At 63.5% G+C, this 23,333-nt stretch carries 25 protein-coding genes, 1 tRNA gene and 2 pseudogenes; 6 read left to right on the forward strand and 22 right to left on the reverse strand.

Going from position 1 to position 23,333, the window contains the following annotated elements:
- Positions 1-331 precede the first annotated feature (331 nt).
- The 5 genes from ACEF39_RS16185 (at position 332) to ACEF39_RS16205 (ending at position 4,575) form a co-directional block, all read left to right on the forward strand.
- A complete protein-coding gene (locus tag ACEF39_RS16185) occupies positions 332-865 on the forward strand; it encodes a KwaA family protein (protein ID WP_500285794.1) in 534 nt (177 codons plus the stop codon).
- Positions 866-867: 2 nt separating this feature from the next.
- Positions 868-1,728 (forward strand): hypothetical protein, encoded by an 861-nt coding sequence (locus ACEF39_RS16190; RefSeq protein WP_500285795.1) that lies wholly within the window; start codon positions 868-870, stop codon positions 1,726-1,728.
- Between the two features lie 220 nt (positions 1,729-1,948).
- On the forward strand, positions 1,949-2,503 hold the full coding sequence (locus ACEF39_RS16195) for a hypothetical protein (protein ID WP_500285796.1): 555 nt from the start codon (positions 1,949-1,951) through the stop codon (positions 2,501-2,503).
- Between the two features lie 658 nt (positions 2,504-3,161).
- Positions 3,162-4,229: a GNAT family N-acetyltransferase gene (locus ACEF39_RS16200; protein ID WP_500285797.1), complete on the forward strand. Its 1,068-nt coding sequence runs from the start codon at positions 3,162-3,164 to the stop codon at positions 4,227-4,229.
- Positions 4,201-4,575 (forward strand): ASCH domain-containing protein, encoded by a 375-nt coding sequence (locus ACEF39_RS16205; RefSeq protein WP_500285798.1) that lies wholly within the window; start codon positions 4,201-4,203, stop codon positions 4,573-4,575. The genes ACEF39_RS16200 and ACEF39_RS16205 overlap by 29 nt, the downstream gene beginning before the upstream one ends.
- Before the next feature lie 108 nt (positions 4,576-4,683).
- On the opposite strand, the pseudogene ACEF39_RS16210 reads toward ACEF39_RS16205, so the two are convergent.
- From ACEF39_RS16210 to ACEF39_RS16225, 4 genes and pseudogenes are all read right to left on the reverse strand, one after another.
- Positions 4,684-4,923, reverse strand: a pseudogene (locus ACEF39_RS16210) (DNA methyltransferase); the annotation flags it as partial.
- Complete coding sequence (locus tag ACEF39_RS16215; RefSeq protein ID WP_500285799.1) at positions 4,896-5,036, reverse strand: hypothetical protein; 141 nt, start codon at positions 5,034-5,036, stop codon at positions 4,896-4,898. The gene ACEF39_RS16215 and the pseudogene ACEF39_RS16210, both read right to left, overlap by 28 nt.
- A gap of 26 nt (positions 5,037-5,062) precedes the next feature.
- A pseudogene (locus ACEF39_RS16220) lies at positions 5,063-5,421 on the reverse strand (phage portal protein); the annotation flags it as partial.
- A 297-nt stretch (positions 5,422-5,718) separates the two neighbouring features.
- Positions 5,719-5,794 (reverse strand) — tRNA-Lys (locus ACEF39_RS16225).
- A gap of 174 nt (positions 5,795-5,968) precedes the next feature.
- Between ACEF39_RS16225 and ACEF39_RS16230 the strand changes: the two genes are divergently transcribed.
- Positions 5,969-6,928 carry a DUF2268 domain-containing putative Zn-dependent protease gene (locus ACEF39_RS16230; protein WP_500285800.1) on the forward strand — a complete coding sequence of 320 codons (960 nt, stop codon included), beginning with the start codon at positions 5,969-5,971 and terminating at the stop codon, positions 6,926-6,928.
- Positions 6,929-7,024: 96 nt separating this feature from the next.
- On the opposite strand, the gene queC is transcribed toward ACEF39_RS16230, so the two are convergent.
- The 18 genes from queC to aspS all read right to left on the reverse strand — a co-directional run bounded on the left by queC (position 7,025) and on the right by aspS (position 23,287).
- Positions 7,025-7,690, reverse strand: coding sequence for a 7-cyano-7-deazaguanine synthase QueC (gene queC / locus ACEF39_RS16235; protein WP_100460128.1), 666 nt, complete (start codon positions 7,688-7,690; stop codon positions 7,025-7,027).
- Positions 7,691-7,767: 77 nt separating this feature from the next.
- The gene (queE, locus tag ACEF39_RS16240; protein ID WP_500285801.1) at positions 7,768-8,469 is read right to left on the reverse strand and encodes a 7-carboxy-7-deazaguanine synthase QueE; all 702 of its coding nucleotides are present in this window, start codon (positions 8,467-8,469) and stop codon (positions 7,768-7,770) included.
- A gap of 139 nt (positions 8,470-8,608) precedes the next feature.
- A complete protein-coding gene (ybgF, locus tag ACEF39_RS16245) occupies positions 8,609-9,427 on the reverse strand; it encodes a tol-pal system protein YbgF (protein ID WP_088100990.1) in 819 nt (272 codons plus the stop codon).
- Positions 9,428-9,430: 3 nt separating this feature from the next.
- A complete protein-coding gene (gene pal, locus ACEF39_RS16250; protein ID WP_089236555.1) occupies positions 9,431-9,949 on the reverse strand; it encodes a peptidoglycan-associated lipoprotein Pal in 519 nt (172 codons plus the stop codon).
- A gap of 64 nt (positions 9,950-10,013) precedes the next feature.
- Positions 10,014-11,333 carry a Tol-Pal system beta propeller repeat protein TolB gene (gene tolB / locus ACEF39_RS16255; RefSeq protein ID WP_025874669.1) on the reverse strand — a complete coding sequence of 440 codons (1,320 nt, stop codon included), beginning with the start codon at positions 11,331-11,333 and terminating at the stop codon, positions 10,014-10,016.
- Between the two features lie 249 nt (positions 11,334-11,582).
- Positions 11,583-12,638 (reverse strand): cell envelope integrity protein TolA, encoded by a 1,056-nt coding sequence (gene tolA, locus ACEF39_RS16260; protein ID WP_313250168.1) that lies wholly within the window; start codon positions 12,636-12,638, stop codon positions 11,583-11,585.
- Complete coding sequence (gene tolR, locus ACEF39_RS16265; protein WP_100460132.1) at positions 12,628-13,056, reverse strand: protein TolR; 429 nt, start codon at positions 13,054-13,056, stop codon at positions 12,628-12,630. The genes tolA and tolR overlap by 11 nt, the downstream gene beginning before the upstream one ends.
- Positions 13,057-13,080: 24 nt before the next feature.
- Complete coding sequence (tolQ, locus tag ACEF39_RS16270; protein ID WP_025874672.1) at positions 13,081-13,860, reverse strand: protein TolQ; 780 nt, start codon at positions 13,858-13,860, stop codon at positions 13,081-13,083.
- Between the two features lie 10 nt (positions 13,861-13,870).
- Positions 13,871-14,320, reverse strand: coding sequence for a tol-pal system-associated acyl-CoA thioesterase (ybgC, locus tag ACEF39_RS16275; protein WP_500285802.1), 450 nt, complete (start codon positions 14,318-14,320; stop codon positions 13,871-13,873).
- Positions 14,310-15,350, reverse strand: a complete 1,041-nt coding sequence (gene ruvB, locus ACEF39_RS16280) for a Holliday junction branch migration DNA helicase RuvB (protein ID WP_100460134.1) — start codon at positions 15,348-15,350, stop codon at positions 14,310-14,312. The genes ybgC and ruvB overlap by 11 nt, the downstream gene beginning before the upstream one ends.
- Before the next feature lie 368 nt (positions 15,351-15,718).
- Entirely contained in the window at positions 15,719-17,638 is a 1,920-nt protein-coding gene (locus ACEF39_RS16285) for a potassium transporter Kup (RefSeq protein ID WP_363732004.1), read from the reverse strand.
- Positions 17,639-17,687: 49 nt separating this feature from the next.
- On the reverse strand, positions 17,688-18,281 hold the full coding sequence (gene ruvA / locus ACEF39_RS16290; protein WP_099818801.1) for a Holliday junction branch migration protein RuvA: 594 nt from the start codon (positions 18,279-18,281) through the stop codon (positions 17,688-17,690).
- A gap of 13 nt (positions 18,282-18,294) precedes the next feature.
- Positions 18,295-18,816 carry a crossover junction endodeoxyribonuclease RuvC gene (gene ruvC / locus ACEF39_RS16295; protein ID WP_500285803.1) on the reverse strand — a complete coding sequence of 174 codons (522 nt, stop codon included), beginning with the start codon at positions 18,814-18,816 and terminating at the stop codon, positions 18,295-18,297.
- A 129-nt stretch (positions 18,817-18,945) separates the two neighbouring features.
- Entirely contained in the window at positions 18,946-19,677 is a 732-nt protein-coding gene (locus ACEF39_RS16300) for a YebC/PmpR family DNA-binding transcriptional regulator (RefSeq protein ID WP_089236564.1), read from the reverse strand.
- A gap of 224 nt (positions 19,678-19,901) precedes the next feature.
- Positions 19,902-20,534, reverse strand: a complete 633-nt coding sequence (locus ACEF39_RS16305; protein ID WP_025874679.1) for an esterase/lipase family protein — start codon at positions 20,532-20,534, stop codon at positions 19,902-19,904.
- Between the two features lie 77 nt (positions 20,535-20,611).
- Entirely contained in the window at positions 20,612-21,133 is a 522-nt protein-coding gene (locus ACEF39_RS16310; RefSeq protein ID WP_500285804.1) for a GNAT family N-acetyltransferase, read from the reverse strand.
- Between the two features lie 32 nt (positions 21,134-21,165).
- Complete coding sequence (locus ACEF39_RS16315; protein WP_500285805.1) at positions 21,166-21,519, reverse strand: DNA primase; 354 nt, start codon at positions 21,517-21,519, stop codon at positions 21,166-21,168.
- A 16-nt stretch (positions 21,520-21,535) separates the two neighbouring features.
- Positions 21,536-23,287 (reverse strand): aspartate--tRNA ligase, encoded by a 1,752-nt coding sequence (gene aspS / locus ACEF39_RS16320; RefSeq protein WP_500285806.1) that lies wholly within the window; start codon positions 23,285-23,287, stop codon positions 21,536-21,538.
- Between the last annotated feature and the right edge of the window lie 46 nt (positions 23,288-23,333).

Here is a 23,333-nt window from a genome sequence, read left to right on the forward strand (position 1 = left end):
GGGTCATCCGCAACAAAAAAGGCACCGCTTCGCGGTGCCTTTTTCTATGACCGAAGTCATTGCCTGCAATGGTGGGCCGTGATGGATTCGAACCATCGACCAAAAGATTAAAAGAATGCTAGCAAACACAATGGAATCAGTGCTTTACGCCACTTTTTCTTCCGGCCAGAAGGCATGAAACCCCTTCCACAGCTACCCTGAGCCGGGAATTTTTCCAGCCCACAGTGTAGATCGCAGACCCTGAGATCAGCTTCGGGCACCCTACGCTTACATAGACTTGCTGGCGATCTGCCGCTAATTTCAGACACTGGTGGAACACAGGAGGTGGTTCATGCTTAGCCGGCTGGTGAGGTTGCTGCTGGCTCTTACGGCAATCGCGCCCATAAGCGTCTCAGTAGCTTACTCGTATGCGACGCGCGCTCATAACATCCAACTTGCGGTGATTGCAGCCCTTACCTGCGTTCTACTAGGCGCGCTTAGCCTTGCGATTATTCGCAGGTGCCAGCGCGATCTTGAGCGCGTGCCCGTCAAGATTGAAAAGGCGAAGAATGCAGACAAGGAAGTGATTGGCTTTTTCGTCGCGTACGCACTCCCACTAGTGTTTCGTGGGCAGGCGTCTGCCGAGCTCGGAGAGTGGATCTTGGCGGCCGGAATGCTTCTATTTGTGCTGTGGAGCACCAACTCGCTACAGGTGAATCCTGTACTCGGGCTCTTCGGCTACCATTTCTACGAGGTTGAGACGCAGGACAAGATCACCTTCTTGCTGATCACTAGAACGAAGATCACAAAGGTTGGCGCCATCAAGGAGATCGTTCAACTTAGCGAGTATGGAATTCTCGAAGCATCACCCAGAAAAGGAATTTAGATATGCTGAACTTGTTTGCACTTACATCAAACCCGAACGCACGAGTGCTTCGCCTGCCTTTGAGTGCACCGCTTCAACAGACCATCACCGATGTATTCACGCAGCAGTACAACAACTTTAGTGCGGGCGTCACTGCCCACGTCCAGTTTGATGGGAGATACCGACCCGACAACGATGAGCTCCTCGTCATCGACAACTACGTCGATATAGACAATTTGATCGGAGCCACCGTCAACCCGATGGCTGTGCCAACCTTCGATGAAAATGTGCACTCTCTTGACGACGTCAAAGCACTTTTCACCGGCTCGCCAGATGGGACGCCTCGGGCCCTCGTCCAGCTATTCGAGCGCAGAAGGTTGATCGCAAAAGGCCTTTCTCTATTCTTTACAGGCAACACATTCCAGAAAGTAGAAGCTGGCGGACTCACGCTGGACACTAGGCTGCTAGCGGTCCTGGAAGGCACGAGGCTCACGTTTCAGAGCTTTCACTTCCTGCGCAGAGTGTTCGCCGTCAGCGAATGTTACAAGGAGGCAACTGCCCAAGAGGTCGTCGAGTTCGCCAATCACCCCGTTCTTTACTCGCCCGACCCGCAGGCATTTGAACGGTCAGCGAACTCGATAATCAGGTCAAAGATCGGCTTGATACTTCAGTCAGATGTCCTTAGCAAGCACACTCCCCAGGAGCTTGCAGCCGCTGCGTTGGTTTTTAAGCTGGACATACCTCTGACTCAGGACGGCCGCATCGAACTGCCGGAAGCGCCTGCTGACCTTCGCCGTCTCTTGCGGTTCTTAGATGAGGACTATTACGAGTCTCCTCTCTCGCGCACCCATTTCATCTCCAACTCGAAACGGGTAGCAGACTAGGGTAGCAACATGGAGCCGGCACGATGCCGGCTCTCCTCGGGCGCGAGAAGCGTCAACTAGGTCAGACTAGGGACCTATCGACGCAAGCCCGACTTCGCGGACAAAAGAATCTATAACGCCACGTTGTAGATCAATGCGACTGGCGCCGACTCCCTCGCAGCACTGCCTTGTGCGCTCCATTGGTGGATACTAAGCCCACCAACCAGTCTCACCAGGTCCCATGATCTATTTCCCGCACGATCAAAATAGCGCAAGCACCGTAGCCATCTACCGAGGCATGACATTGCATCAGTGGAATACTCGGCAGGGAATCGCGCGCAAGGGATCCGAACGTGAGGCACAACTCTACGCGGGAGACACAGACGTCGGCGCAGGTGATGCTGACGTGTATGTCTCAAGCTGCGTTCAGAATGCTCTAACGTTCACAGCAATGGATTCCTCGACCAATAGGCTTAGCTGGCTGAGCTTTAGCAGCGATAGGAACGTTGCAACATTCTTCGCTCTCAATCAGCTGGACGAGTCTGACTCCGAAGGCGGAGTAGTCATCGAGACGAGCTTGGCACACCTTTGTGGACTTGGCATTCCGTGCGCCGACAACGATCGCAGAATTCCTTGGGAGCAAGAGATAGGCGTTGATCTCTTCAATCATCCAAGCTTCCCGGAATCAGCCATTATCAAGGTGCATTCAGTACCCTACTCGGAGCTTTGGCGTGCGGCATCGGCGCTTCAGAGTAGGTGGGGCGCCGCGAAATACACCCGACACGCCTACTTCTGAGCAGTTGGGGGCGCAGCTCGACCTCCAGCAACTCTGCACCAGTCTCACGGCCAGTGCATGATGAAGAAGCCATGCCGATGCTGCTTGCGTCCGATGCACCGCCCATGTAGCGATGCCGTATAAGCCGAGCCGTGAACACGGCTCGCAACAACGCAGAGCAGCAGCTGCATCAGTGGCCAACTTCGCCGTTAGGCGGCCTGGGTGGGGGCTGCAAAGGCCTGTTACCCGTAGGGTTCGCAGGGCCGACAAAGGGCTGCGGGAAGCCTGCGCAGCCATAGCGAGCGAGGGTTCGCCGTTTGCGCGGGGGACGCAGAAAAATCACCCCATGAAGTGCGCAGGCGTTGCCGGGAGACGAGGGCCCATCACGAGTGCTGGGCGCACTGTGATCCGTTGCCAGGTCCGGATCGGGGCTGGAGAGGTCTGCGAGTCCTGGGCCTTTGATCGGGGCAGCCTCAAGGGCGTCCTTCCCCGCGGAACCCTGTCTGCCGCCATGACCCACAGTTCATCGCTTTGCTCTTCCGCTGTTCCAATCGCGATAGCACGCGCCCTTGCTCTCCACCGGCAATGCTCAGCGGCAACCTCAGTCATTCGGATATGATTGAGCCCTGAGGTTTGACCAGAAGGATTGACCTCATACCGCCGCCATCAGGAGAAGGGAATGTCTCAAGGCAACGAGCTAGCGTACGAGCAGTTCAAGAATATAGATCTATCGGACTCGTTCTTTGACAGCCTTAAGGCTGACTACGCAGAGTTCCCCACTTGGTTCCAAAAAAAGGCCGAGGATCGCGCATACATATTTAAGCGTGATCAGGGAGGGATTGACGGATTTCTGTATCTAAAGATTGAAGAAGGCGCTCTCAACGACGTGTCGCCACCGCTGCCACCCGCGCGACGCATAAAGGTGGGCACTTTTAAGCTAAATGCGATAGGCACAAAGCTGGGAGAGCGCTTTCTGAAGAAGGTGTTTGACCATGCAATCCATCACGACATCGCATTGATTTATGTCACAGTCTTCGAGAAGCACGAGGCGCTACTTCGACTCTTCGAACGCCACGGCTTCATCCGCATTGCCCGGAAGAAGTCTAAAAACGGCGAAGAGCTAGTACTCCAGAAGGATTTCAAGGCACCTTATGTAAACCCAGTGGCGAGCTATCCGAGCATTCCAATGGGCAGAAATCGCTGCTACTTGATATCTCTCTATCCCGAGTGGCACACGAGGCTGCTGCCCGACTCGATCTTACGAACCGAGAGTCAAGATTTGGTGCAAGACGTATCTCATACAAACAGCATCCACAAAGTCTATTTGGCGGCAATGAAAGGGACGGAGAGCCTAAGGCCAAATGACGTTATTGTAATCTACAGGCCCGCCCCCAAAGGTGGACGACCTTGGTTCGAGTCCGTTGCGACGACCATAGGAGTAGTGGAAGAGTCGCGCCACATTGATAGCTTCCAGTCCGCAGAAGACTTCAAAGCGTACTGTAGCCCCTATAGCATTTTTACGATCAAAGAGCTGGACGAGTTTTGGAAGTACAAGAGGTACCCGAACATCTTCAAGTTCACCTACAATGTCGCCCTGAAGAAGCGGCCAAACCGTGCTCGCCTTGTCGAAGATGTAGGACTTGCAAAGGATGCTTACTGGGGGTTCATGCCCCTCAGCTTCGACCAGCTACATCACATTGCCCAACTAGGCGAAATCGATGAAAGTCTTATTGTCAATCAAGCCTGAATATGCCGAGAAAATTCTCGACGGTCGTAAGCGGTTCGAGTTCCGCAAGGCACTGCCGAAAGCTCAAGGCATTACGACGGTTGTGATCTACGCGACTATGCCGGTCGGAAAAATCATCGGCGAGTTCGAGGTCGACCGATGCATCTCCCATAAGCCGAAAGACTTGTGGGCCATGACACATGAATTCTCCGGCATTACAAAGTCGTTCTTTAATTCTTACTTCAAGGGTCGAACAACGGCACACGCGTTCAAAGTGAAGTCAGCTAGACGTTACGACTCCCCTCTCAGCTTGACCGAGGTCATCGGCACGACCTCGGCTCCTCAGTCTTTCCGATATCTATCGTGATTCGGCTAGGGCCAGTTGCAGCCGCCCCTAGACCCCAAACGAAAGGCCACCCGATGGTGGCCTTTGCCATGATGAACGTAGAGCTGATTGTTGGAAGGTGTCTGCCAATCACTCAGCAGCCGCCTCGAAGTAATGCTGAGTCATCTCGATTTCGGTCCAGCCGTAGCCCATCTCGTGTGCAGCGACCAAGGTGGTGCCGCTGCCAGCGAACTGGTCAAGCACAAGGCCACCCTCCTCACATATTCTCACCAGCTGCCACATCGGGTCGGTGGGTTTGCCGGTCATGTGGTGCTTGTCGGCCTTGCGCACGTTCTCGCCGATCACACGCGGCAACACTGGAGCGCGGCGGCATGCACGCCACCGCTGGCGTACGGCGGATCAGTGATAAGGGCGTCGAAGCTCGCGGCCGGCAGGGTAGGCCGGGCGTTCAACGCATCGCCGTGGACCAGTTCGTTCTTCATGGGCAGAGCCTTCTTCGTGGCGTCGCTCGCGGCACGATCCGAAGCAGCGGCGGGGGCGTGCTTAGCGACGCGAGCATGTCGTCACGGGTAACGCCCTTGATGCCAGTGAATTCATCCTTGGCCGCCACTTCGCTGACCGGGATCAGCGTCAACCCAACTTTTCTGCCGCCCGCGAATGGACGAACAGATTACGGAAGTTGCCAGGGCCACGGGACTGCCGCAGCGCCTCGCGCAGATTGTCCACTTCACCGCCCTCGGACTGACTGTCGGTCAGGTGCAGGATAGAACCGGCGTGCGAGCCGTTGTTGCAATACTTGCGGCGGAACAGCGTCGCGGATTCGTGGAGCAGCGCGGACTAAGCCCCCGGCATCCATTCCGGCAGTCCGCACTCGACAGTGCCTGGCAGCGCTTCATTACCGAAGCGGTTCGCGTTGGGGTGATCTCCAAGGACGAACGCTTCGCACTTCATGGCTTGAAACACCGGGGCATCACAGATGGCGACAACAAGGCTGCCGGCGGTCACGTTACCGAAACGATGCGGCAGCGCTACGACCATGAACTGCCAGTGGTTCAACCGCCCGGCAAGAGGAACGCACTTGAGCGTGGAACCACTTAATTTTTCCGGCAATTTTTCCGAAGACACGAAAAAGGCGCCGCAAGGGCGCCTAAGTCATTGATGCAATGGTGGGCCGTGATGGATTCGAACCATCGACCAAAAGATTAAAAGTCTTCTGCTCTACCGACTGAGCTAACGGCCCATGCAAGGCCCCGGCCTTTCGGCGGGGTGGGCATTCTACCGTACTTTTCGGGGCTGGGTGAAGCCGGAGATCCACGAGGTTGCCGACCAGCGGCCGCCACTACCCCGGCTGCGGGCCTCTAAACCATTCCGCCACGCGCCGCATCTCACCTGCGCCCCTGCCCCGGAGCGATGGATGCGCCTGCCACTGCCGCTGATGCTCGCCCTGCTGCTGCCGTTCGCCGCCTCTGCCGCAGCGCCCACACAGGTGCGGACCGACGATATCGACCGCTTCTGGGCTACCTACGATGCGGTGCTTGCCCAGCCCGATGCCGCGCAGCGGGTGGCCCTGATCCAGCAGCGCTACATCGATCCAGGCAGTCCCGGCCTGCATGCGCTGATGAAGGTGCGCAACTACACCGCCGCCGAGTACGCCGACGCCATGCTCGCCTGGCCGCGCTTCTGGTCTTCGGTGCGGCCGCTGACCGCCAACGCACGGCAGGCCAGCGCCACGCTGGAGCGGGATCTGGCGGCGTTCCGCAGGCTCTACCCCGCCCTGCGCCCGGCCAGCATCACCTATGCGGTGGGCGTGCTGCGCACGGGCGGCACCACGCTGGGTAACCAGGTGCTGATCGGCGCGGAGATGGCACTGGGCGATGCAAGCGTGGATGTCAGCGAACTGCCGGAGCCGTTGCGCAGTCGCCTGCGGGTCTTCTACGACAGCAATCCCGGTGCGAACAACGCACAGAACAACCTGCATGAGTACGTGCACACCCAGCAGCGCGAGACCACTGGTTCGCTCGCGCAGTACGCGGTGCGCGAGGGCGTGGCCGAGTACGTGGCCGAGCGGATCAGCGGCCGTCGACCGGCGCTGCCACTGTACATCTATGGGCCGTTACATGAATCGGAGATCCGCACTCGCTTCATCACCGAGATGGACGGCGATGACCTGGACAACTGGCTGTACAACAGCGCCCGCAATGCGTTCGGGGTGAGCGATCTGGGCTACTACGCGGGGTATCGCATCGCGCAGGAGTACATGCGCCGGCAGCCGGATGAGCAGGCGGCGATCGCACGGATGATCGAGCTGGATTACGAGGATCCTGCAGCGGTACGGGGGTTTATCGAGGCGTCGGGGTGGCTGCAGCAGCGGTAACGCCGGGCCATGCCCGGCGCACAGTGCCAACCAAGGTTGGCACCTACCAGTATCAGACCACCCGGCGGTGCCGGGCCATGCCCGGCGGCCCGCGTCTCAGGCGTACAGCGTCGGGTCGGCCACACCGGCTTCGGTGAAGCCCTGCGCGCGCAGACGGCAGGCATCGCAGTGGCCACAGGCCGCGCCGTTGGCATCGGCGTTGTAGCAGGACACGGTCAGGCCGAAGTCCACGCCCAGGCGCACGCCTTCGCTGACGATCTGGCCCTTGCTGAGGAACTGCAGCGGCGCATGCACGGTGATGCCCGCGCCTTCCACGCCCGACTTGGTCGCCAGGTTGGCCAGCGCCTGGAAAGCGGCGATGAACTCGGGGCGGCAATCGGGGTAACCGGAGTAGTCCACGGCGTTGACGCCGCAGAAGATGTCGTTGGCACCGAGCACTTCGGCCCAGCCCAGCGCCAGCGACAGCATGATGGTGTTGCGCGCCGGCACGTAGGTGACCGGGATGCCCTCGCCGCCCGCCTCGGGCACGTCGATGTCGTCGGTCAGCGCCGAGCCGCCGATGCTGCGCAGGTCCACGTCCACGGTCTTGTGCACGATCACGCCCTGGGCCTTGGCCACGCGCGCGGCCGCATCCAGTTCGGAGGTGTGGCGCTGGCCGTAGCGCACGCTCAGGGCATGCACGGCGAAGCCCTGTTCCTGGGCCATGGCGATGACGGCGGCTGAATCCATGCCGCCGGAGAGAAGCACGACTGCCTTCTTCATGGGTAAATCATCCGGTTTGGGGGAAAAGCCAGCACGCTGTCCCGCGCCGGAACTACATCAAGGAACAACGGACGGGCTCAGCGGCCCGGTTCGTCATTCCAGAGAATCTTATGCAACTGCATCTGGAAGCGCACCGGCAGCCGGTCTTCCACGATCCAGTCCGCCAGCTGGCGGGCAGTGATCTCGCCCTTGCTGGGCGAGAAGAACACCATCGTGCGCTGCACCAGCTGGTGCTCGACGACCATCGCCTTGGCCCAGTCGTAGTCCTCGCGGTTGCAGATCACGAACTTGATCTGGTCGCGCATGGTCAGCAGCGGCAGGTTCTCCAGCCGATTGCGCGCGACCTCGGCCGAGCCGGGGGTCTTGATGTCGACCACGCGCGATACACGCGGATCGACCGCGCTGACGTCCAGCGCACCGGACGTTTCCAGCGACACGTCGAGGCCGGCATCGCACAGCTTCTGCAGCAGCACCAGGCAGCGCTTCTGTGCCAGCGGCTCGCCGCCGGTCACGCAGACGTGGCGCACGCCCTGCGCCTGCACATGAGCCACGATGTCGTCGATGTCCCACCAGGTGCCGCCGTGGAAGGCGTAAGCGGTGTCGCAGTACTGGCAGCGCAGCGGGCAACCGGTCAGGCGCACGAACACGGTCGGCCAACCAGCGGTATCGGCTTCGCCCTGCAACGAGGTGAAGATCTCGGTGATCTTCAGGCGCGGCAAGGGTGATTGCACGATCTCGCTGGGCGTGGCAACGGCGTTGGACGGAGTGACGGCGGTCATGGCAGACAATTCTTCATGGGGCGGGCGACGGATGTACCGACGCCGGAAACGAAAGCAGCCGAGCATGGGCTCGGCTCTACAGGAGGCTGCCGGGAGTCAACCCAGCGCCAGGGGGCGTATTGTACGCCCGGTCAGCGGATCAGCGGATCTGATTGCCGAGGCGGATCGATTGCAGGCGGTCCTGCGCGGTTCGCGCGGCATCCGAGCCCGGGTATTGCGCCACGACGGTCTCCAGCGTCTGCTGGGCCTGGTCGACCTTACCCTCGCCATACTGCGAGAGGCCGACCTTGAGCAGGCCACCTGCGGCCTTGTCGTGGGTGGGATAGCGCGAGAGCAGTTCGCGGAACTGGGACTCGGCCATCGGGAAATTGCGGGTGGCGTAATAGCTCTCGCCCAGCCAGTACAGCGCATTGGGGGCGTAGACGCCGTTCGGGTACAGCTCCAGGAAACTCAGGAACAGCTGCGCCGAATCATCGTACTTGCCTGCCTTCAACGCATCGAAGGCCACGTTGTAGGACGTACGCTCGTCACCGGTGACGGCCAGGCTGCCCGGGTCACCATGGACGGAAGGCGGCCGCTCGGAAGTGGCCGCCGCTGCGGGTTTTGCCGGGGCTGCAGGAGCCTTCGGTGCGCTCGCCGGAACAGCAGGCAGGGCCGGGGCGGCAGAGCCCCCTTCCAACCGGTTCAGGCGGCTGTCCAGATCCAGGTACTGGTCCTGGGCGGACTGCTTGAGCTGGGCGTTGTCGTGCTGGAGTTGCTCGATCGAGGCCTGCAGGCTGGTGACCTGCTGCCGCAGCTGATTGATCTGGTTCAACAGGTCCTGGTTGGCACTGTTGTTGTACATCTGCTGCTCGAGCGAACCGACGCGGTCGGCCAGACTCTGACGTTGTGCATGCGCCGGTGCGGCAGCCACGAGGGCTGCCGCAACGACCAGCATCAGTTTGATGCCAAGGCGCATGGATTACTGCGCGGTGTAGACGATTTCGACGCGACGGTTCTGCGACCAGCAGGACTCGTTCGACTCGGTGCAGACCGGACGCTCTTCACCGTAGGACACGACGGTCAGCTGCGAAGCCGAGCCACCGTTGGCCTGCAGCGCCGAGTTGACGCCGTTGCCACGACGCTCGCCCAGAGCCTGGTTGTACGCGCGCGAACCGCGCTCGTCGGTGTGGCCCTGCAGGGTGATGCGCGAAGACGGACGGTCACGCAGGTACTTGGCGTGGCAAGCCATGATGGCCTGGAATTCCGGCTTCACTTCTTCCTTGTCCAGGTCGAAGTAAACAACGCGCTGACGCAGGCAGGCATCGGTGTCCAGATCGCCCGGGCCGTACAGGCCGGAGGTGGACGGACCGGTCGGGGTGGTGGTCGAGGTGCCGGTATCGACCGGAGCCGGGGCTTCTTCCTTGACCTTCTTCGAGCAACCGGCCAGGACGGCCACGGACAGCAGGGAAACAAGCAGAACGCGGGTGGACTTGTTCATGGCGATACCTTTGTGGCTCCTAAGCCGATGAGGGGTTCAATACAGAGAAAATATTAACACTCTTTTAGCGCTGGGTACGGTATGGGGACCATGCCGGCTCGCGCACATCACCGTCTGCCAGGACCAGGCGCTGGCGCACGCGCGCGTCGGCCGAGACGGCGTACAGCACACCACGACCACCCTCACGGGCGGCATACAGCACCATGCTCGCGTTGGGCGCGAAGCTCGGCGATTCGTCCAGCGAACCCGGCGACAGCGTGCTCCAGCGGGGCGAACCCAGCGAGCTGTCCATCAGGGCGATCTTGTAGCTGTTGCCAGAACCCTGGGCCACGGCGATCTTCTTTCCGTCGTAGGAGACCGAGGGCTTTGCGTTGTAGTTGCCCTGGAAGGTCACGCGCTCGGCGCTGCCACCACCGGCACCGACCTTGTAGACCTGCGGACGGCCGCCGCGGTCGGAGGTGAAGTACACCGCGCTGCCGTCCGGGGCCCAGGTCGGCTCGGTATCGATGGCGAAGTGGTTGGTCAGCTGGGTCAGCTGCTTGCTGCCCAGATCCATCACGTAGATTTCCGGGTTGCCCGAACGCGACAGGGTCAGGGCCAGCTTGCGGCCGTCCGGCGAGAAGGCCGGGGCGCTGTTGATGCCGCGGAAGCTGGTGACCAGTTCACGGGCGCCGGTGGAGATGTTCTGGATGTAGATGGCCGAGTTGCCACGTTCGAAGCTGACGTAGGCCAGCTTGTTGCCATCCGGGCTCCACGACGGCGACAGCAGCGGCTCGGCCGAACGCACGATGGTCTGCGGGTTGAAGCCGTCCGAATCGGCCACCATCAGCGCATAGCGCATGGCGTCGCCCTTGCCACTGGCGGTCACGTAGGCGATGCGGGTCCAGAAGGCGCCTCGGACACCGGTGATCTTCTCGTAGATGGCGTCGGCCATCTGGTGGGCGACGTCACGCATGGCGTTGCCGCGCGCGGTCATCGCCAGGCCCAGCAGGCGCTCGCCCTTGGGCACGTCGAACAGTTCGTACTCGACGCGGTAGGCGCCGGCACCGGCGTCCATGACCCGGCCGACGACGATGTAGTTCTGCTTCAGCGCGCGCCAGGTGGCGAACTGGATGTCACCGCCACGGATCGGCTTTTCGACGATCTGCGCTTCGGGCAGCGTACGGAACTGGCCCGAACGTTCGAGGTCGGCACGGACCACGCCGGCGACGTCGGTCTGCGGAGCGCCGGCCGCACCCTGGTAGGGCATCGGCACGATGGTGATCGGGAGGGCGGAGGCGTTGCCGCCGATGATGTCGATATCCAGCCCCTTCTGCTGCGCGACGGCAGCAAAGGGCAGCAACAGGGCCGCAAACACGGCAAGCCAGCGAGGCATCTTCTTCATGGAGCGCTCAAATAGGGGGAACCGGAACGAGGGATAACAAAACGGCAGTGAACCGCTTCGCAATCATGAACCAAGGGTACGTGAATTCCGAGTCAGTGCCAGCCGGGCCTCTCACATGCCGTTAACGTCGCGGCCACCTTCGTGCCGGTGACTCGTCCCAAGCATGGCGTGGACAGGCCCGCACGATCCAGAACTAAAGGCGTCATTGGATGACGGGACAGCCCCAAAAGGGCTGCCCTGCCCCGCGCCTCAGCGATCCTGGGCGGTGAACGTGAAGTTGATCGTGCGTGCGAATACCTGCTCGAAACCGCGGTACGGCAGCGGCTGGGCGTTGAGCACGGCGGCCTCGATCGAGCGCTTGCCGGCTTCATCGAACGGGCAGCCGGCGCTGACCGTAGCGCTGCGGACGGTACCGCCCGGCAACTGGTTGATGGTGATCTGGCAGCGTTGGCCCAGCGGCACGCTGTCCGGACGCACCCACTGCGCCAGCACCTTGGCCTGGATGGCCGCAGCGTACTTGGCAGACAGATCGTCACTGCTGCCACCACCACCGGCAGCCGGCTGTGCGGCACCACTGGCACCGGCAGCAGCCGTGCCTGCGGCATTGCGCGCGGCAGCGACCTGGCGCAGCTTCTGCTCGGCCAGCTTGGCTTCCTTCTCGGCCTGCTCGCGGCGGGCGCGGATGTCGGCGATCTTCTTCTGCTTCTCGGCCTCTGCCTTGTCAGCGGCCAGGCGCTCCTGCTCGGCCTGCTTCTTCTTGGCGTCCGCTTCCTGCTGCTTGGCCAGACGCAGCTTCTGCTCGGCCTCTTCCTGGCGCTTGCGCTCGGTCAGGTCGATCTGTTCCTGGCGGCGCTTGGCTTCCTGCTCCTGCTTGGCCTTTTCCTGCGAGATCGCCAACGCGCTGACCGCGTCCTGGTCCTTGGTGTCGGGCTGCGCCACGCGTTCCTGCGCCTGTTGCTGCTGCGGCGTCGGTGCGTCCTGCGGGCGCGGCTCTTCAATCGGCTGCGGCGGCGGGATGGTGTCTTCCGGCACCGGGATCGGTTCGGCCACCGGCGGCGGCAGGTCTTCCAGCTTTTCCGACTGGCGCAGGGCCTGGCGGGCGGCGGCGGCTTCGGACGCGGACAACGCCAGACTGGCCTCGACCGAGGGATCGCCTGCGGCGGCATCGGTATTGCGCTGCGGTGACCACAGCCAGGCGCCGATGAAGATCAGCGCGACCAGCAGGTGCACCAGCACGGCCAGCAGCAGGGGCTGGCCCCAGCCGGGCTCCTGCTTGTGCGGTGGCGACAGGACGTCAGTTCGCATCGGTGGCCAGGCTCACCTTGTCGACGTGGGCGCGCTTGATCACATCCATTGCCGCGATGACCTTTTCATAGGCCACGGCACGGTCGGCGGCGACGATCACGCGCACGTCCTTGTCCTGCGCGGCGATGCCGGACAGATGGCCCTGCAGTTCCTCGGCGGTGACTGCGGTGGGTTCCTTGGCGTCAGGCAGCTTGAGGCTGAGCTGGCCGTCCTGGCGCACCGAGACGATCAACGGATCCTGCTTGCTTTCCAGCGCCTTGGCGTTGGAATTGGGCAGGTCGACGTCGAAGGTCAGGGTGAGCATGGGCGCGGTGACCATGAAGATGATCAACAGCACCAGCATGACGTCGATATAGGGAACGACGTTGATTTCCGATTTCAGCTTGCGGCGCTTGCGGCGACCGATGGCAGCGGACATGGCTTGGACTCCCGGGTCTGGCGCTTACTCGTCGCCAGCGCTCTGGCGCTGCAGGATCGAGCTGAACTCGTCGGCGAAGGTCTCGAAACGCACCGACATGCGCTCCACGCGGGTGGTGAAGCGGTTGTAGGCCCACACTGCCGGAATCGCCACGAACAGGCCGATGGCGGTGGCGAACAGCGCTTCGGAGATGCCCGGAGCGACGGCAGCGATACCGGCCTGGGCACCGCTGCTGATCATGTCGTGCATGGTCACCATGATGCCGAACACGGTACCGACCAGGCCCACGTACGGGGCGGTCGAGCCGATGTTGGCCAGCAGTTCCAGGTTGCGCTCGAGCTGGTCGACTTCGCGGGTATAGGTGGTGCGCATCGCGCGCTGGGCACCTTCCAGCTGGGCGCGGCCATCCAGCCGGCGCTTGTCGCGCAGGCGGGTGTACTCGCGGAAACCGGCTTCGAAGATCGCTTCCAAGCCGCCGACGTTGCGGCTGCGGTCGGTGGCCGAGCTGTACAGCTTGCCCAGGTCGGCACCGGACCAGAAGCGGTTCTCGAACTCGTCGGCTTCGCGGGTGGCCTGCTTGAAGATGCGGGCCTTGCGGAAAATGATCACCCAGCTGACGAACGAGCCGACCAGCAGCGCCAGCACGATGATCTTCACCGGCAGGCTGGCCTTGGCCATCAGTTCGAGGTAGTTGATGCCGCCGCCGGTGGTGGCCTGGGCAAGGGTCTGGGTCGCGGCATTGCTGACGTCAGCCGGCAAAGCCTCGGTGACCGTGGCCTGCAGGGCCAGGAGCGTTGCGATCATCCGTTGTTCCTCAAGAGTTCTGTTCGGATTCGGGGTGGAGGTGGGGTTGCAGCGCGGCAAGGACGGCATCGTCCATGCCACGCGGGCGGAAACTGGCCGCGTCCAGTGCGGCGATGCGGACCTGCGCGGACAGCAGCAGCTGGCCGTCGCGCAGGACCTGCTGGTCGAAGACCATGCTGGCCTTCTTCAGCTGGACCAGGCTGGCGCTCACCTGCAGCTGGTCATCCAGCCGTGCCGGCTTGATGAAATCCATCTGCATGGAGCGCACCGCGAAGACCATGCCGTGCTCGGTACGCATGCGCTCCTGGCCGAAGCCCAGCGCACGCATCCATTCGGTCCGGGCCCGTTCCATGAAGGCCACGTAGCGGGCGTGGTAAACCACTCCGCCAGCGTCGGTATCTTCCCAGTAAATGCGTGTCGGCCAACTGAATCGGGGTTCAACCGAAGGTTCAACCGACATCGGGGACCTCGGCAAACAGGTCCTGCGGGGGGTTCTTCGGCTTCAGGCCCAGGTGCCGGTAGGCTTTGTGGGTGGCCATGCGGCCGCGCGCGGTGCGCACCAGGTAGCCCTGCTGGATCAGATAGGGTTCGACCACGTCTTCCAGCGTGCCTCGCTCTTCAGACAGCGCCGCAGCCAGCGATTCAATGCCGACCGGGCCACCGTCGAAGTAGTCGACCATGGTCTTCAGCAGCCGACGATCGAGCTCATCGAAGCCTTCCGGGTCGACCTTGAGCATCTGCATCGCCGCTTGGGCCACGGTCTGGTCGATGTGGCCACCGGCCTTGACCTGGGCGTAATCGCGCACACGGCGCAGCAGGCGGTTGGCGATACGCGGGGTGCCACGCGCGCGGCGCGCGATCTCCCCTGCCCCGTCGGCGGTGCAGTCGATGGCCAGGATGGCGGCCGAGCGACGCACGATGCGGGTCAGTTCTTCGACGCTGTAGAACTCCAGGCGCTGGACGATGCCGAAGCGGTCGCGCAGCGGCGCGGTCAGCAGGCCGGCGCGGGTGGTGGCGCCGATCAGGGTGAACGGCGGCAGGTCGATCTTGATCGAGCGCGCCGCAGGGCCCTCGCCGATCATGATGTCGATCTGGAAATCTTCCATCGCCGGATACAGCACTTCCTCCACCACCGGCGACAGGCGATGGATCTCGTCGATGAACAGCACATCGTGCGGCTGCAGGTTGGTCAGCAGCGCGGCCAGGTCCCCGGCCTTTTCGATCACCGGGCCGGAGGTCACGCGCAGGGCCACGCCCAGTTCGTTGGCGATGACGTGGCTGAGGGTGGTCTTGCCCAGGCCGGGCGGGCCGAAGATCAGCACGTGGTCCAGCGCATCGCCACGACCTTTGGCGGCCTGGATGTAGATCTCCATCTGCTCGCGCACCGGCACCTGGCCGAGGTAGTCGGCAAGTCGCTTGGGTCGGATGCTGGCGTCGGCGGCGTCATCCTCGCGGGTGGCGCCGGCGGCGATGATGCGGTCGTCGGTCATGTGCTGATTATGCGGCATAAGCGGGGGGATTCGGCCGGGCTGCGCCCGGCACCCGCGGAGGCCAAAGCAACGGCAACAGCCGAAGCAAGCGCAGAAGCAGGTTTCCTGAGGGATGGCGGGGTGGGCCCGGTTGCGGGGGACGCCGCAAGTACGTCCCTGTAGGCTCGGTCGCGCCATCCATGGCGCTCACGCCCCCGCAACCGGACCCACCCCGCCTTCGACAGATCTCCGCGATCTGCCGGAATGGCATGGCCTGCCATTGGTGGGTGTCGACCTTGGTCGACACGGTAGATCCATGCGTGGATGGCACGAACCGAACATGGGGTCAGAGCCCTTTTCCTGAGGAAAAGGGATCCGACCCCGTGCGGTCAGATCTCCACCTGCGCACCCAGCTCTACGAGGCGGTTGCCCGGAATCCGGAAGAAGCCCGTCGCCGGGGCGGCATTCCGGTGCATCAGCGCGAACAGCTTGTCGCGCCAGATCGGCATGCCACGGTTGGCGGTGGCGACGATGGTTTCGCGGCTGGCGAAGAAGGTGGTGTCCATCGGGTCGAAGTAGATGCCGCCGTGGTCGCACGAGCGCATCAGCGCCAGCGGTACGTCGGGGGTCTCCATGAAGCCGAAACGCACGTAGACCCGGTAGAACTCATCGCCCACCGATTCGATCTTGAGGCGCTGCCCCTCCGCCGCGTACGGCACCGGCAGGGTCACCACGTGCAGGAACACGTTGCGCTCGTGCAGCACCTTGTTGTGCTTGAGGTTGTGCATCAGCGCGTGCGGGGCCACGGTCGGGTCGGCGGTGAGGAACACCGCGGTACCGGGTACGCGTACCGGCGGCGCCAGCATCAGACCGGGCAGGAAGGTGTCGATGCGGATGCCGTCCTTGCGGATTTCATCGCGCAGCAGTTCGCGGCCACGGCGCCAGGTGCGCATCATGGTGAACAGGAAGATGCCCAGCACCACCGGGAACCAGGCGCCCTGCAGCAGCTTGGCACCGTTGGCGATGACAAAGCCCAGATCGATGATGAAGAACACCACGCACAAGGGCAGGATCCAGTTGCGTGCCTTGGGCCACAGCGAACGTGCGACCAGGGCCAGCAGCAGGGTATCGATCAGCATGGTGGCCGACACCGAGATGCCGTAGGCCACGGCCAGGTTGGACGAGCTGCGGAAGGCCAGCACCAGGCCGATCACCATCACCGCGATGCCCCAGTTGATGCCGGGGATGTAGATCTGGCCGATGGTGTCGTGCGAGGTGTGCTTGATGCGCATGCGCGGGATGTAGCCCAACTGCATGGCCTGGCGCGAGACCGAGAACGCACCGGTGATCACCGACTGCGAGGCGATCACCGCGGCCATCGTGGCCAGGATGATCATCGGGTACAGCGCCCACGACGGTACCGCTTCAAAGAACGGGTTCTTCACCGCCTCGGGATGGTTGAGCACCAGCGCGCCCTGCCCCAGGTAGTTCAGCACCAGGCACGGCAGCACGAAGAAGTACCAGGCGTGACGGATCGGCTTGGCACCGAAGTGGCCCATGTCGGCATACAACGCCTCGCCACCGGTCACCGCCAGCACCACCGCACCGAGGATGAAGATGCTGTGCCAGCCGTGCTCCATGAAGAAGCGGATCGCCCACCACGGGTTGAACGCTTTCAGCACTTCCGGCGCGTCGACGATGTTGTAGATGCCGATCGCCGCCAGCGAGATGAACCAGATCGAGGTGATGGGGCCGAACAGCTTGCCGATCTTCTCGGTACCAAAGCGCTGTACCGCGAACACCGCCAGCAGTACCACGACCGTGATCGGCACGATGAAGGCATGCAGCCCGGGGGCCGCCACCTCAAGGCCTTCGACCGCGCCCAGTACCGATATCGCCGGCGTGATCACGCCATCGCCGAAGAACAACGACGCGCCGAAGATGCCGAGGATGCCGACCACGTACGCCGAGCGTGACCCGTTGCGCAACGTGCGCTGGGTCAGCGCCATCAGCGCCATGATGCCGCCCTCACCGTCATTGTCGGCGCGCATGATGATGGTCACGTACTTCAGGGTGACCACGATGTTGAGCGCCCAGAACGCCAGCGACAGCACGCCCAGCACGGTGTCGTGGTCGCTGGTGAGCCCGTAGTGGGGCGAGAACGCCTCCTTCAGGGTGTACAGCGGGCTGGTGCCGATATCGCCGAAGACCACGCCGATCGCACCGATGATCAGCGCCAGCCCCCCGGCGGGGGGAGCGTGACCATGGCCGCCATGGGCGGCGGTGTGCGGGGTTTGACTGCTGGACATGGGACTCCTGGCGAAGCTCAGGGTGTAATTGGAAAGGAAAAGGAGCGGCTCAGCGCAGCGCCGATTGCAGGGCCTTGCGGATGACCATGGCCACCTCGTCGCCCTCGTTGAAGGCTTCGCGCGCCATCCGCGCCGCCTCGGTGGGCTTGTAACCCAGCTGCTGCAGCGCCACGGTGGCATCGGACAGCGGATCGGCCGGGGCCGGGCCACTGCCGGTCGGCAGCGCGCCACCGGCGCCGAACTGCGCCGCGCGGTCACGCAGTTCCAGCACCATGCGCTCGGCGGTCTTCTTGCCGATGCCGGGAATGCGGGTCAGCGCGGTGATGTCGCCGGCCTGGACCATGCGAGCGAATTCTTCGACGGTGACCCCGGACAGCACGGCCAGCGCGATCTTCGCGCCGATGCCGCTGACCCTCTGCACGTCGCGGAACAGGCGGCGTTCGCCTTCGCGCAGGAAGCCGTACAGCGAAACGCTGTCTTCCTTCTGCGAATAATGGGTGTAGAGGGTGACCTCACGGCCGAGCTCGGGCAGGTCGTAGAAGGTGCTCATCGGCGCCTCCAGCTCGTAACCCACCCCGTTGACGTCCACCACCAGCCACGGCGGCGCCTTGTAAGCGACGATTCCGCGCAGTCGACCGATCATTGCGTGCAGCTCCTCATTTGCGGCCCCAGGCCTGGCGGGCAGTCAGCCCCAGGCGGTTGGCCGTTGCCCTTACGTGGGCATGGGTGATGGCCACGGCCAACGCGTCGGCCGCGTCGGCCTGCAGCTTGGTTTTCAGGTTGAGCATGAGCCCGACCATGTGTTGAACCTGTTGCTTTTCGGCGCCACCACGACCGACCACCGCCAGCTTGATCTCGCTGGCGGCGTATTCGTGCACCGGCAGGTCGCGCAGCACCACCGCCGAAATCGCCGCGCCACGGGCCTGGCCCAGCTTCAGCGCCGAATCGGGGTTGCGTGCCATGAACACCTTTTCGATGGCCACTTCCTGCGGCTGGAACTCGTGGCACAGCTCGGCCAGGCCCAGCACCAGCAGCTTCATGCGCTGCGGGAAGTCATCGGCCCCGAGCAGCACCAACGGCTGGTGATGCACGTGGCTGACCCGGCCGCTGGCATCGACATCGATGATGCCGACTCCGGTCCGTTGCGAGCCCGGGTCGATGCCGAGAATACGGGTCATGCGGCACACACGCAGGCGCCGCTGATCCGGGAAGGACGCATGCGGCGGTGATGGCTGGAAACGTCTGGGGTCATCATGGTCCGCATTGTCCGCTCACCGGCCGCCAAAGGCGACCGGCGCAGCGTCCGTTCAGGCGTAGGCGTCCGCGCCGAGATCGGCGTTGGAGTACACGTCCTGCACGTCGTCGAGGTCTTCCAGCATGTCCAGCAGCTTCTTGACCTGCAGGACGGTGTCGCCTTCAACCTTGATGTCGTTGTCGGCGCGGAAGGTCAGCTCGGCATGATCCGGCGTGCGGCCAGCCGCCTGCATCGCATCCTTGACCGCGTGGAAGCTGTCCGCGGCGGTGAGCACGTCGATCGCGCCATCCTCCGGATAGACCACGATGTCATCCGCACCGGCCTCGATGGCCGCTTCGGAGATGGCGTCCTCATCGGCGCCGGCAGCGTAGTGCAGCACGCCCACGCGCTTGAACATGAAGCTGACCGAGCCTTCGGTGCCCATGTTGCCGCCGCACTTGCTGAACGCATGGCGGACATCGGCCACGGTGCGCACGCGGTTGTCGGTCAGGCAATCGACGATGACGGCCACGCCACCGGGCGCGTAGCCCTCGTAGCGGATCTCTTCGTACTCGACGCCTTCCAGCTCGCCGGTGGCCTTCTTGATGGCGCGCTCGATCACGTCCTTGGACATGTTCGCGGTCAACGCCTTGTCCACGGCCACACGCAGGCGCGGGTTGTTGTTGGGGTCGCCTCCACCGCCGCGCGCGGCCACGCCGATCTCACGGATGATCTTGGTGAAAATCTTGCCGCGCTTCGCGTCAGACGCGTTTTTGCGGTTCTCGATGGAGGGGCCTCTACCCATGGGTCTTTCCGTACGTGCGTTGATGGATAAGGCCGCGGATTCTACCTGATCGGGCCCGGTGACCGTGTCGAGGGCGGACAGATGCCGCAGGGCATGGCCCGGCGAGAGCGTGCGAACCAACGGTTCGCACCCACCAAGGAAGGACGGTTCGCACCCACCAAGGAAGGACGGTTCGCACCCACCAAGGAAGGACGGTAGCGCCGGGCCATGCCCGGCGAACCGGCTTACGCTGCAGCGGCGTCCCGGCCATGGTCGAACTGGCCATGGCGGAGGAAATGCGCGGTCTGCCGCGCGGCATCGGGCGACACCACCAGGCCGCTGTGGCTGGTGCGCACCACGCAGTGGTCGGCCAGGCCCGGCAGGCGGGTCTCGGCCAGCGCCACGGTACCGTCGGAATCGTCATCCAGCGCCCCGAGCAGGCTGCCCAGCCCATGCGGCACCGAGCCGGCGATCAGGCCGACCGCAGCCTTGCCCTGCCAGTCCGGCAGCCCATCCAGCAGCAGTTCGCTGCTGCGGCCCAGGGCCAGGCCCCAGCCATGTTCGGACAACGAGCGCGCGGTGCCGCTGCCACGCAGTGGCGAGCCCAGGCAGACCACGCGCTGCACGGGCAACTGCGGCTGCCGGCGCAGGGCTTCCAGCGCCAGCAGGCCGCCAAGGCTGTGCCCGACCAGCGATAGCGGGCCTGCGTCTGCCAGCCGCTCCAGCAACTGCGGGACGGCCACATCGGGGCCGCCAAATACGGAGGAGTAGCCAAAGGTATGGACCTGGAAGCCACGCGCACGCAGGCGCCAGGCCAGCGGCCCGACCCAGGCACGGGCATTCCAGATGCCATGCAACAACAGAACGGGGGGAGTCATGTGCAACAGCCTGGCGGTCAGCGGGGCGAAACTACGGTGATTGAACAGAAGCCAGGGGCAAGCGGCGGTGAACGACTTCAGGCCGGATGCGGCAGACGGCGCAGGATGAACTCAAGATCGTTGGTGTCGCCCACCGGGAACAGGTACTCGCCGGCCTTTTCAAAACCATAGCGGGCGTAGAAGCGCTGGGCGCCGAAGTTTTCCGACCACACGCCCAGCCACAACGTGCGCGGGCCGTCGCGTTCCAGCCAGGCCAGCGCGGTTTCCAGCAGGCGGCTGCCCCAGCCGCAGCTCTGCTGCGTCTTGACCAGGTACAGGCGCTTGAGTTCGCCGTCACCGGGCTTAACGTCCGGGTGCGGCAACCCACAGGGGCCGGCGGCGGCATGGCCGACCGCCTCCCCATCCAGCTCCAGCAGCCACACCGCGTAATCGGGGTGGGCCAGGATCGTGCGCTGGCGCTCGACCGTGTAGGACTCGTCGATGAAGTCCTGGAGGTCCTGCGGCGGATACAGATGGCCGAAGGTTTCGGTGAACGTGCGCGCGGCCAGCGCCGACAGGGTCGGCGCGTCGTCCACAGTGGCGCGGCGGATCGAATACATGGGTCGAGTTGACGTCAGGACCACGGTTCGGGTCAAGCCCGCTCCGCCGGTTCCTTGTCGTCTTCTTCTTCTTCCTCTTCCTCTTCCTCTTCCTCTTCTTCGTATTCCTCGTCGTCCTCTTCTTCCTCGCCGTCTTCCTCTTCTTCGCCTTCCTCGTCCTCGTCGTACTCTTCCTCTTCGTCGTCTTCGTAATCCTCGACGCCGAAGTCTTCACCGTCCCAGCGGCCTTCGCCGTCGGCGACGAAGGTCAGGGCCATGGCCGACGGGTTGGTACCGACGCGGACCAGCCAACCACCGAAGACACGTGCACGCTCGGTGACCAGGTTGGCCTCGGAGCCTTCATTGCCCAGCTTTTCCCACTCCAGCGAAAACGCAAACTCGGTCATTGCCTGGATCTCCTGATCAGTTTTTCTTGGGGCGAACCTGGATGTGCACTTCGGCCAGCTGCTCGTCCACGATCGGCGACGGCGCGTCGGTCATCAGATCCTGTGCACCGGTGGTCTTCGGGAACGGGATGACGTCGCGGATCGACTCGGTGCCGGCCATCAGCGCGGCGATACGGTCGATGCCGAAGGCGATGCCACCGTGCGGCGGCGCGCCGTAGTTCAGCGCGTCGAGCAGGAAGCCGAACTTGGCGCGGGCCTCTTCGGCACCGATGCCGAGCAGCTCGAACACCGCGCTCTGCATGTCGGGGCGGTGGATACGGATCGAGCCGCCGCCGATTTCATTGCCGTTGAGCACCATGTCGTAGCCGCGCGAAACGGCAGTCTTGGCGTGCGCGCGAAGATCGGCGATGTCGTCCACGGCCGGTGCGGTGAAGGGGTGATGCAGGGCGACGTAGCGCTGCGCTTCCTCGTCCCATTCGAACATCGGGAAGTCGGTGACCCACAGCGGCGCCCAGCTGTCGGCGACCAGACCGAAGTCCTTGCCGGCCTTCAGGCGCAGTGCGCCCATGAAGTCGGACACCTTGTTGTAGCCGCCGGCACCGAAGAACACGATGTCGCCGTTGCCGGCACCGACATGGGCGACCAGGGCGGCGAAGCCCTCTTCGCTGAAGAACTTCTGGATCGGCGAGCCGATTTCGCCGTTCTCGCCCACCTTGATGTAGGCCAGGCCCTTCGCACCGTACTTGGCGGCGTGCGCGGCGTACTCATCGATCTGCTTGCGCGACAGGCTGGCACCACCCGGAATGCGCAGCGCGGCGACGCGGCCATCGGCATCGTTGGCAGCAGCAGTGAACACCGGGAATTCGCTGGTCTTGACCAGCTCGGCCACGTCCACCAGTTCCAGCGCGATGCGCAGGTCCGGCTTGTCCGAACCATAGCGACGCATCGCCTCGGCCCAGGTCATGCGCGGGAAGCTGGCCTCCAGCTCGACGTCGACCACTTCCTTGAAAATGCTGCGGATCATGTCTTCGACAAAGTCCTGCACGTCGCGCTCGCGGACGAAGGCGAACTCCATGTCGAGCTGGGTGAATTCCAGCTGGCGGTCGGCACGCAGGGCCTCGTCGCGGAAGCAGCGGGCGATCTGGTAGTAGCGGTCGAAGCCGGCCACCATCAGGATCTGCTTGAACAGCTGCGGGCTCTGCGGCAGGGCGTAGAACTCGCCCGGGTGCATGCGTGCCGGCACCAGGAAGTCGCGTGCGCCTTCCGGGGTGGCCTTGGTCAGGATCGGCGTTTCGATGTCCTGGAAGCCCTTCTCGTCCAGGTGGCGGCGCAGGGCCTGCACCAGCTTGATGCGGGTGCGCTGCATGCGCTGCATTTCCGGACGGCGCAGGTCCAGGTAACGGTACTTCAGCCGGGTTTCTTCACCCGGGTTCTCGTGCGCGTGGAACGGCAGCGGTGCCGCCTTGTTCAGCACGGTGATGGCGGTGGCGATCACTTCCACCTTGCCGGTGCGCAGCTTGTCGTTGACCGCGTGGCGGGCGCGGACCACGCCTTCCACCTGCAGCACGTCTTCATAGCCCAGGCTGGCGGCCACGGCAAACACTTCGGCGTTGTCGAGCTCCACCGTCACCTGCACGATGCCTTCATGATCGCGGAGATCGATGAAGCAGACGCCGCCCTGGTTACGGGCCACGTCGGTCCAGCCGGCGAGGGTGACAGTCTGGCCAATCAGGGTCTCATCGACCAGGCCGCAGAAGTGGGTACGCATGGGGGGAAAGCTCCGCTGGAGAACGCCGACGCCTGATGGGGGCCGG

It is taken from the genome of Stenotrophomonas indicatrix (assembly GCA_041545745.1).
In the GTDB taxonomy this organism is placed as follows: domain Bacteria; phylum Pseudomonadota; class Gammaproteobacteria; order Xanthomonadales; family Xanthomonadaceae; genus Stenotrophomonas; species Stenotrophomonas indicatrix_A.

What these genes read in the sequence shown, in the direction of transcription:
- ACEF39_RS16185 (WP_500285794.1), top strand. Translation starts at nt 332, where the DNA reads ATGCTTAGCCGGCTGGTGAGGTTGCTGCTGGCTCTTACGGCAATCGCG.
- ACEF39_RS16190 (WP_500285795.1), top strand. Translation starts at nt 868, where the DNA reads ATGCTGAACTTGTTTGCACTTACATCAAACCCGAACGCACGAGTGCTT.
- ACEF39_RS16195 (WP_500285796.1), top strand. Translation starts at nt 1,949, where the DNA reads ATGATCTATTTCCCGCACGATCAAAATAGCGCAAGCACCGTAGCCATC.
- ACEF39_RS16200 (WP_500285797.1), top strand. Translation starts at nt 3,162, where the DNA reads ATGTCTCAAGGCAACGAGCTAGCGTACGAGCAGTTCAAGAATATAGAT.
- ACEF39_RS16205 (WP_500285798.1), top strand. Translation starts at nt 4,201, where the DNA reads ATGAAAGTCTTATTGTCAATCAAGCCTGAATATGCCGAGAAAATTCTC.
- ACEF39_RS16215 (WP_500285799.1), bottom strand. Translation starts at nt 5,036, where the DNA reads ATGAAGAACGAACTGGTCCACGGCGATGCGTTGAACGCCCGGCCTACC.
- ACEF39_RS16230 (WP_500285800.1), top strand. Translation starts at nt 5,969, where the DNA reads ATGCGCCTGCCACTGCCGCTGATGCTCGCCCTGCTGCTGCCGTTCGCC.
- queC (WP_100460128.1), bottom strand. Translation starts at nt 7,690, where the DNA reads ATGAAGAAGGCAGTCGTGCTTCTCTCCGGCGGCATGGATTCAGCCGCC.
- queE (WP_500285801.1), bottom strand. Translation starts at nt 8,469, where the DNA reads ATGACCGCCGTCACTCCGTCCAACGCCGTTGCCACGCCCAGCGAGATC.
- ybgF (WP_088100990.1), bottom strand. Translation starts at nt 9,427, where the DNA reads ATGCGCCTTGGCATCAAACTGATGCTGGTCGTTGCGGCAGCCCTCGTG.
- pal (WP_089236555.1), bottom strand. Translation starts at nt 9,949, where the DNA reads ATGAACAAGTCCACCCGCGTTCTGCTTGTTTCCCTGCTGTCCGTGGCC.
- tolB (WP_025874669.1), bottom strand. Translation starts at nt 11,333, where the DNA reads ATGAAGAAGATGCCTCGCTGGCTTGCCGTGTTTGCGGCCCTGTTGCTG.
- tolA (WP_313250168.1), bottom strand. Translation starts at nt 12,638, where the DNA reads ATGCGAACTGACGTCCTGTCGCCACCGCACAAGCAGGAGCCCGGCTGG.
- tolR (WP_100460132.1), bottom strand. Translation starts at nt 13,056, where the DNA reads ATGTCCGCTGCCATCGGTCGCCGCAAGCGCCGCAAGCTGAAATCGGAA.
- tolQ (WP_025874672.1), bottom strand. Translation starts at nt 13,860, where the DNA reads ATGATCGCAACGCTCCTGGCCCTGCAGGCCACGGTCACCGAGGCTTTG.
- ybgC (WP_500285802.1), bottom strand. Translation starts at nt 14,320, where the DNA reads ATGTCGGTTGAACCTTCGGTTGAACCCCGATTCAGTTGGCCGACACGC.
- ruvB (WP_100460134.1), bottom strand. Translation starts at nt 15,350, where the DNA reads ATGACCGACGACCGCATCATCGCCGCCGGCGCCACCCGCGAGGATGAC.
- ACEF39_RS16285 (WP_363732004.1), bottom strand. Translation starts at nt 17,638, where the DNA reads ATGTCCAGCAGTCAAACCCCGCACACCGCCGCCCATGGCGGCCATGGT.
- ruvA (WP_099818801.1), bottom strand. Translation starts at nt 18,281, where the DNA reads ATGATCGGTCGACTGCGCGGAATCGTCGCTTACAAGGCGCCGCCGTGG.
- ruvC (WP_500285803.1), bottom strand. Translation starts at nt 18,816, where the DNA reads ATGACCCGTATTCTCGGCATCGACCCGGGCTCGCAACGGACCGGAGTC.
- ACEF39_RS16300 (WP_089236564.1), bottom strand. Translation starts at nt 19,677, where the DNA reads ATGGGTAGAGGCCCCTCCATCGAGAACCGCAAAAACGCGTCTGACGCG.
- ACEF39_RS16305 (WP_025874679.1), bottom strand. Translation starts at nt 20,534, where the DNA reads ATGACTCCCCCCGTTCTGTTGTTGCATGGCATCTGGAATGCCCGTGCC.
- ACEF39_RS16310 (WP_500285804.1), bottom strand. Translation starts at nt 21,133, where the DNA reads ATGTATTCGATCCGCCGCGCCACTGTGGACGACGCGCCGACCCTGTCG.
- ACEF39_RS16315 (WP_500285805.1), bottom strand. Translation starts at nt 21,519, where the DNA reads ATGACCGAGTTTGCGTTTTCGCTGGAGTGGGAAAAGCTGGGCAATGAA.
- aspS (WP_500285806.1), bottom strand. Translation starts at nt 23,287, where the DNA reads ATGCGTACCCACTTCTGCGGCCTGGTCGATGAGACCCTGATTGGCCAG.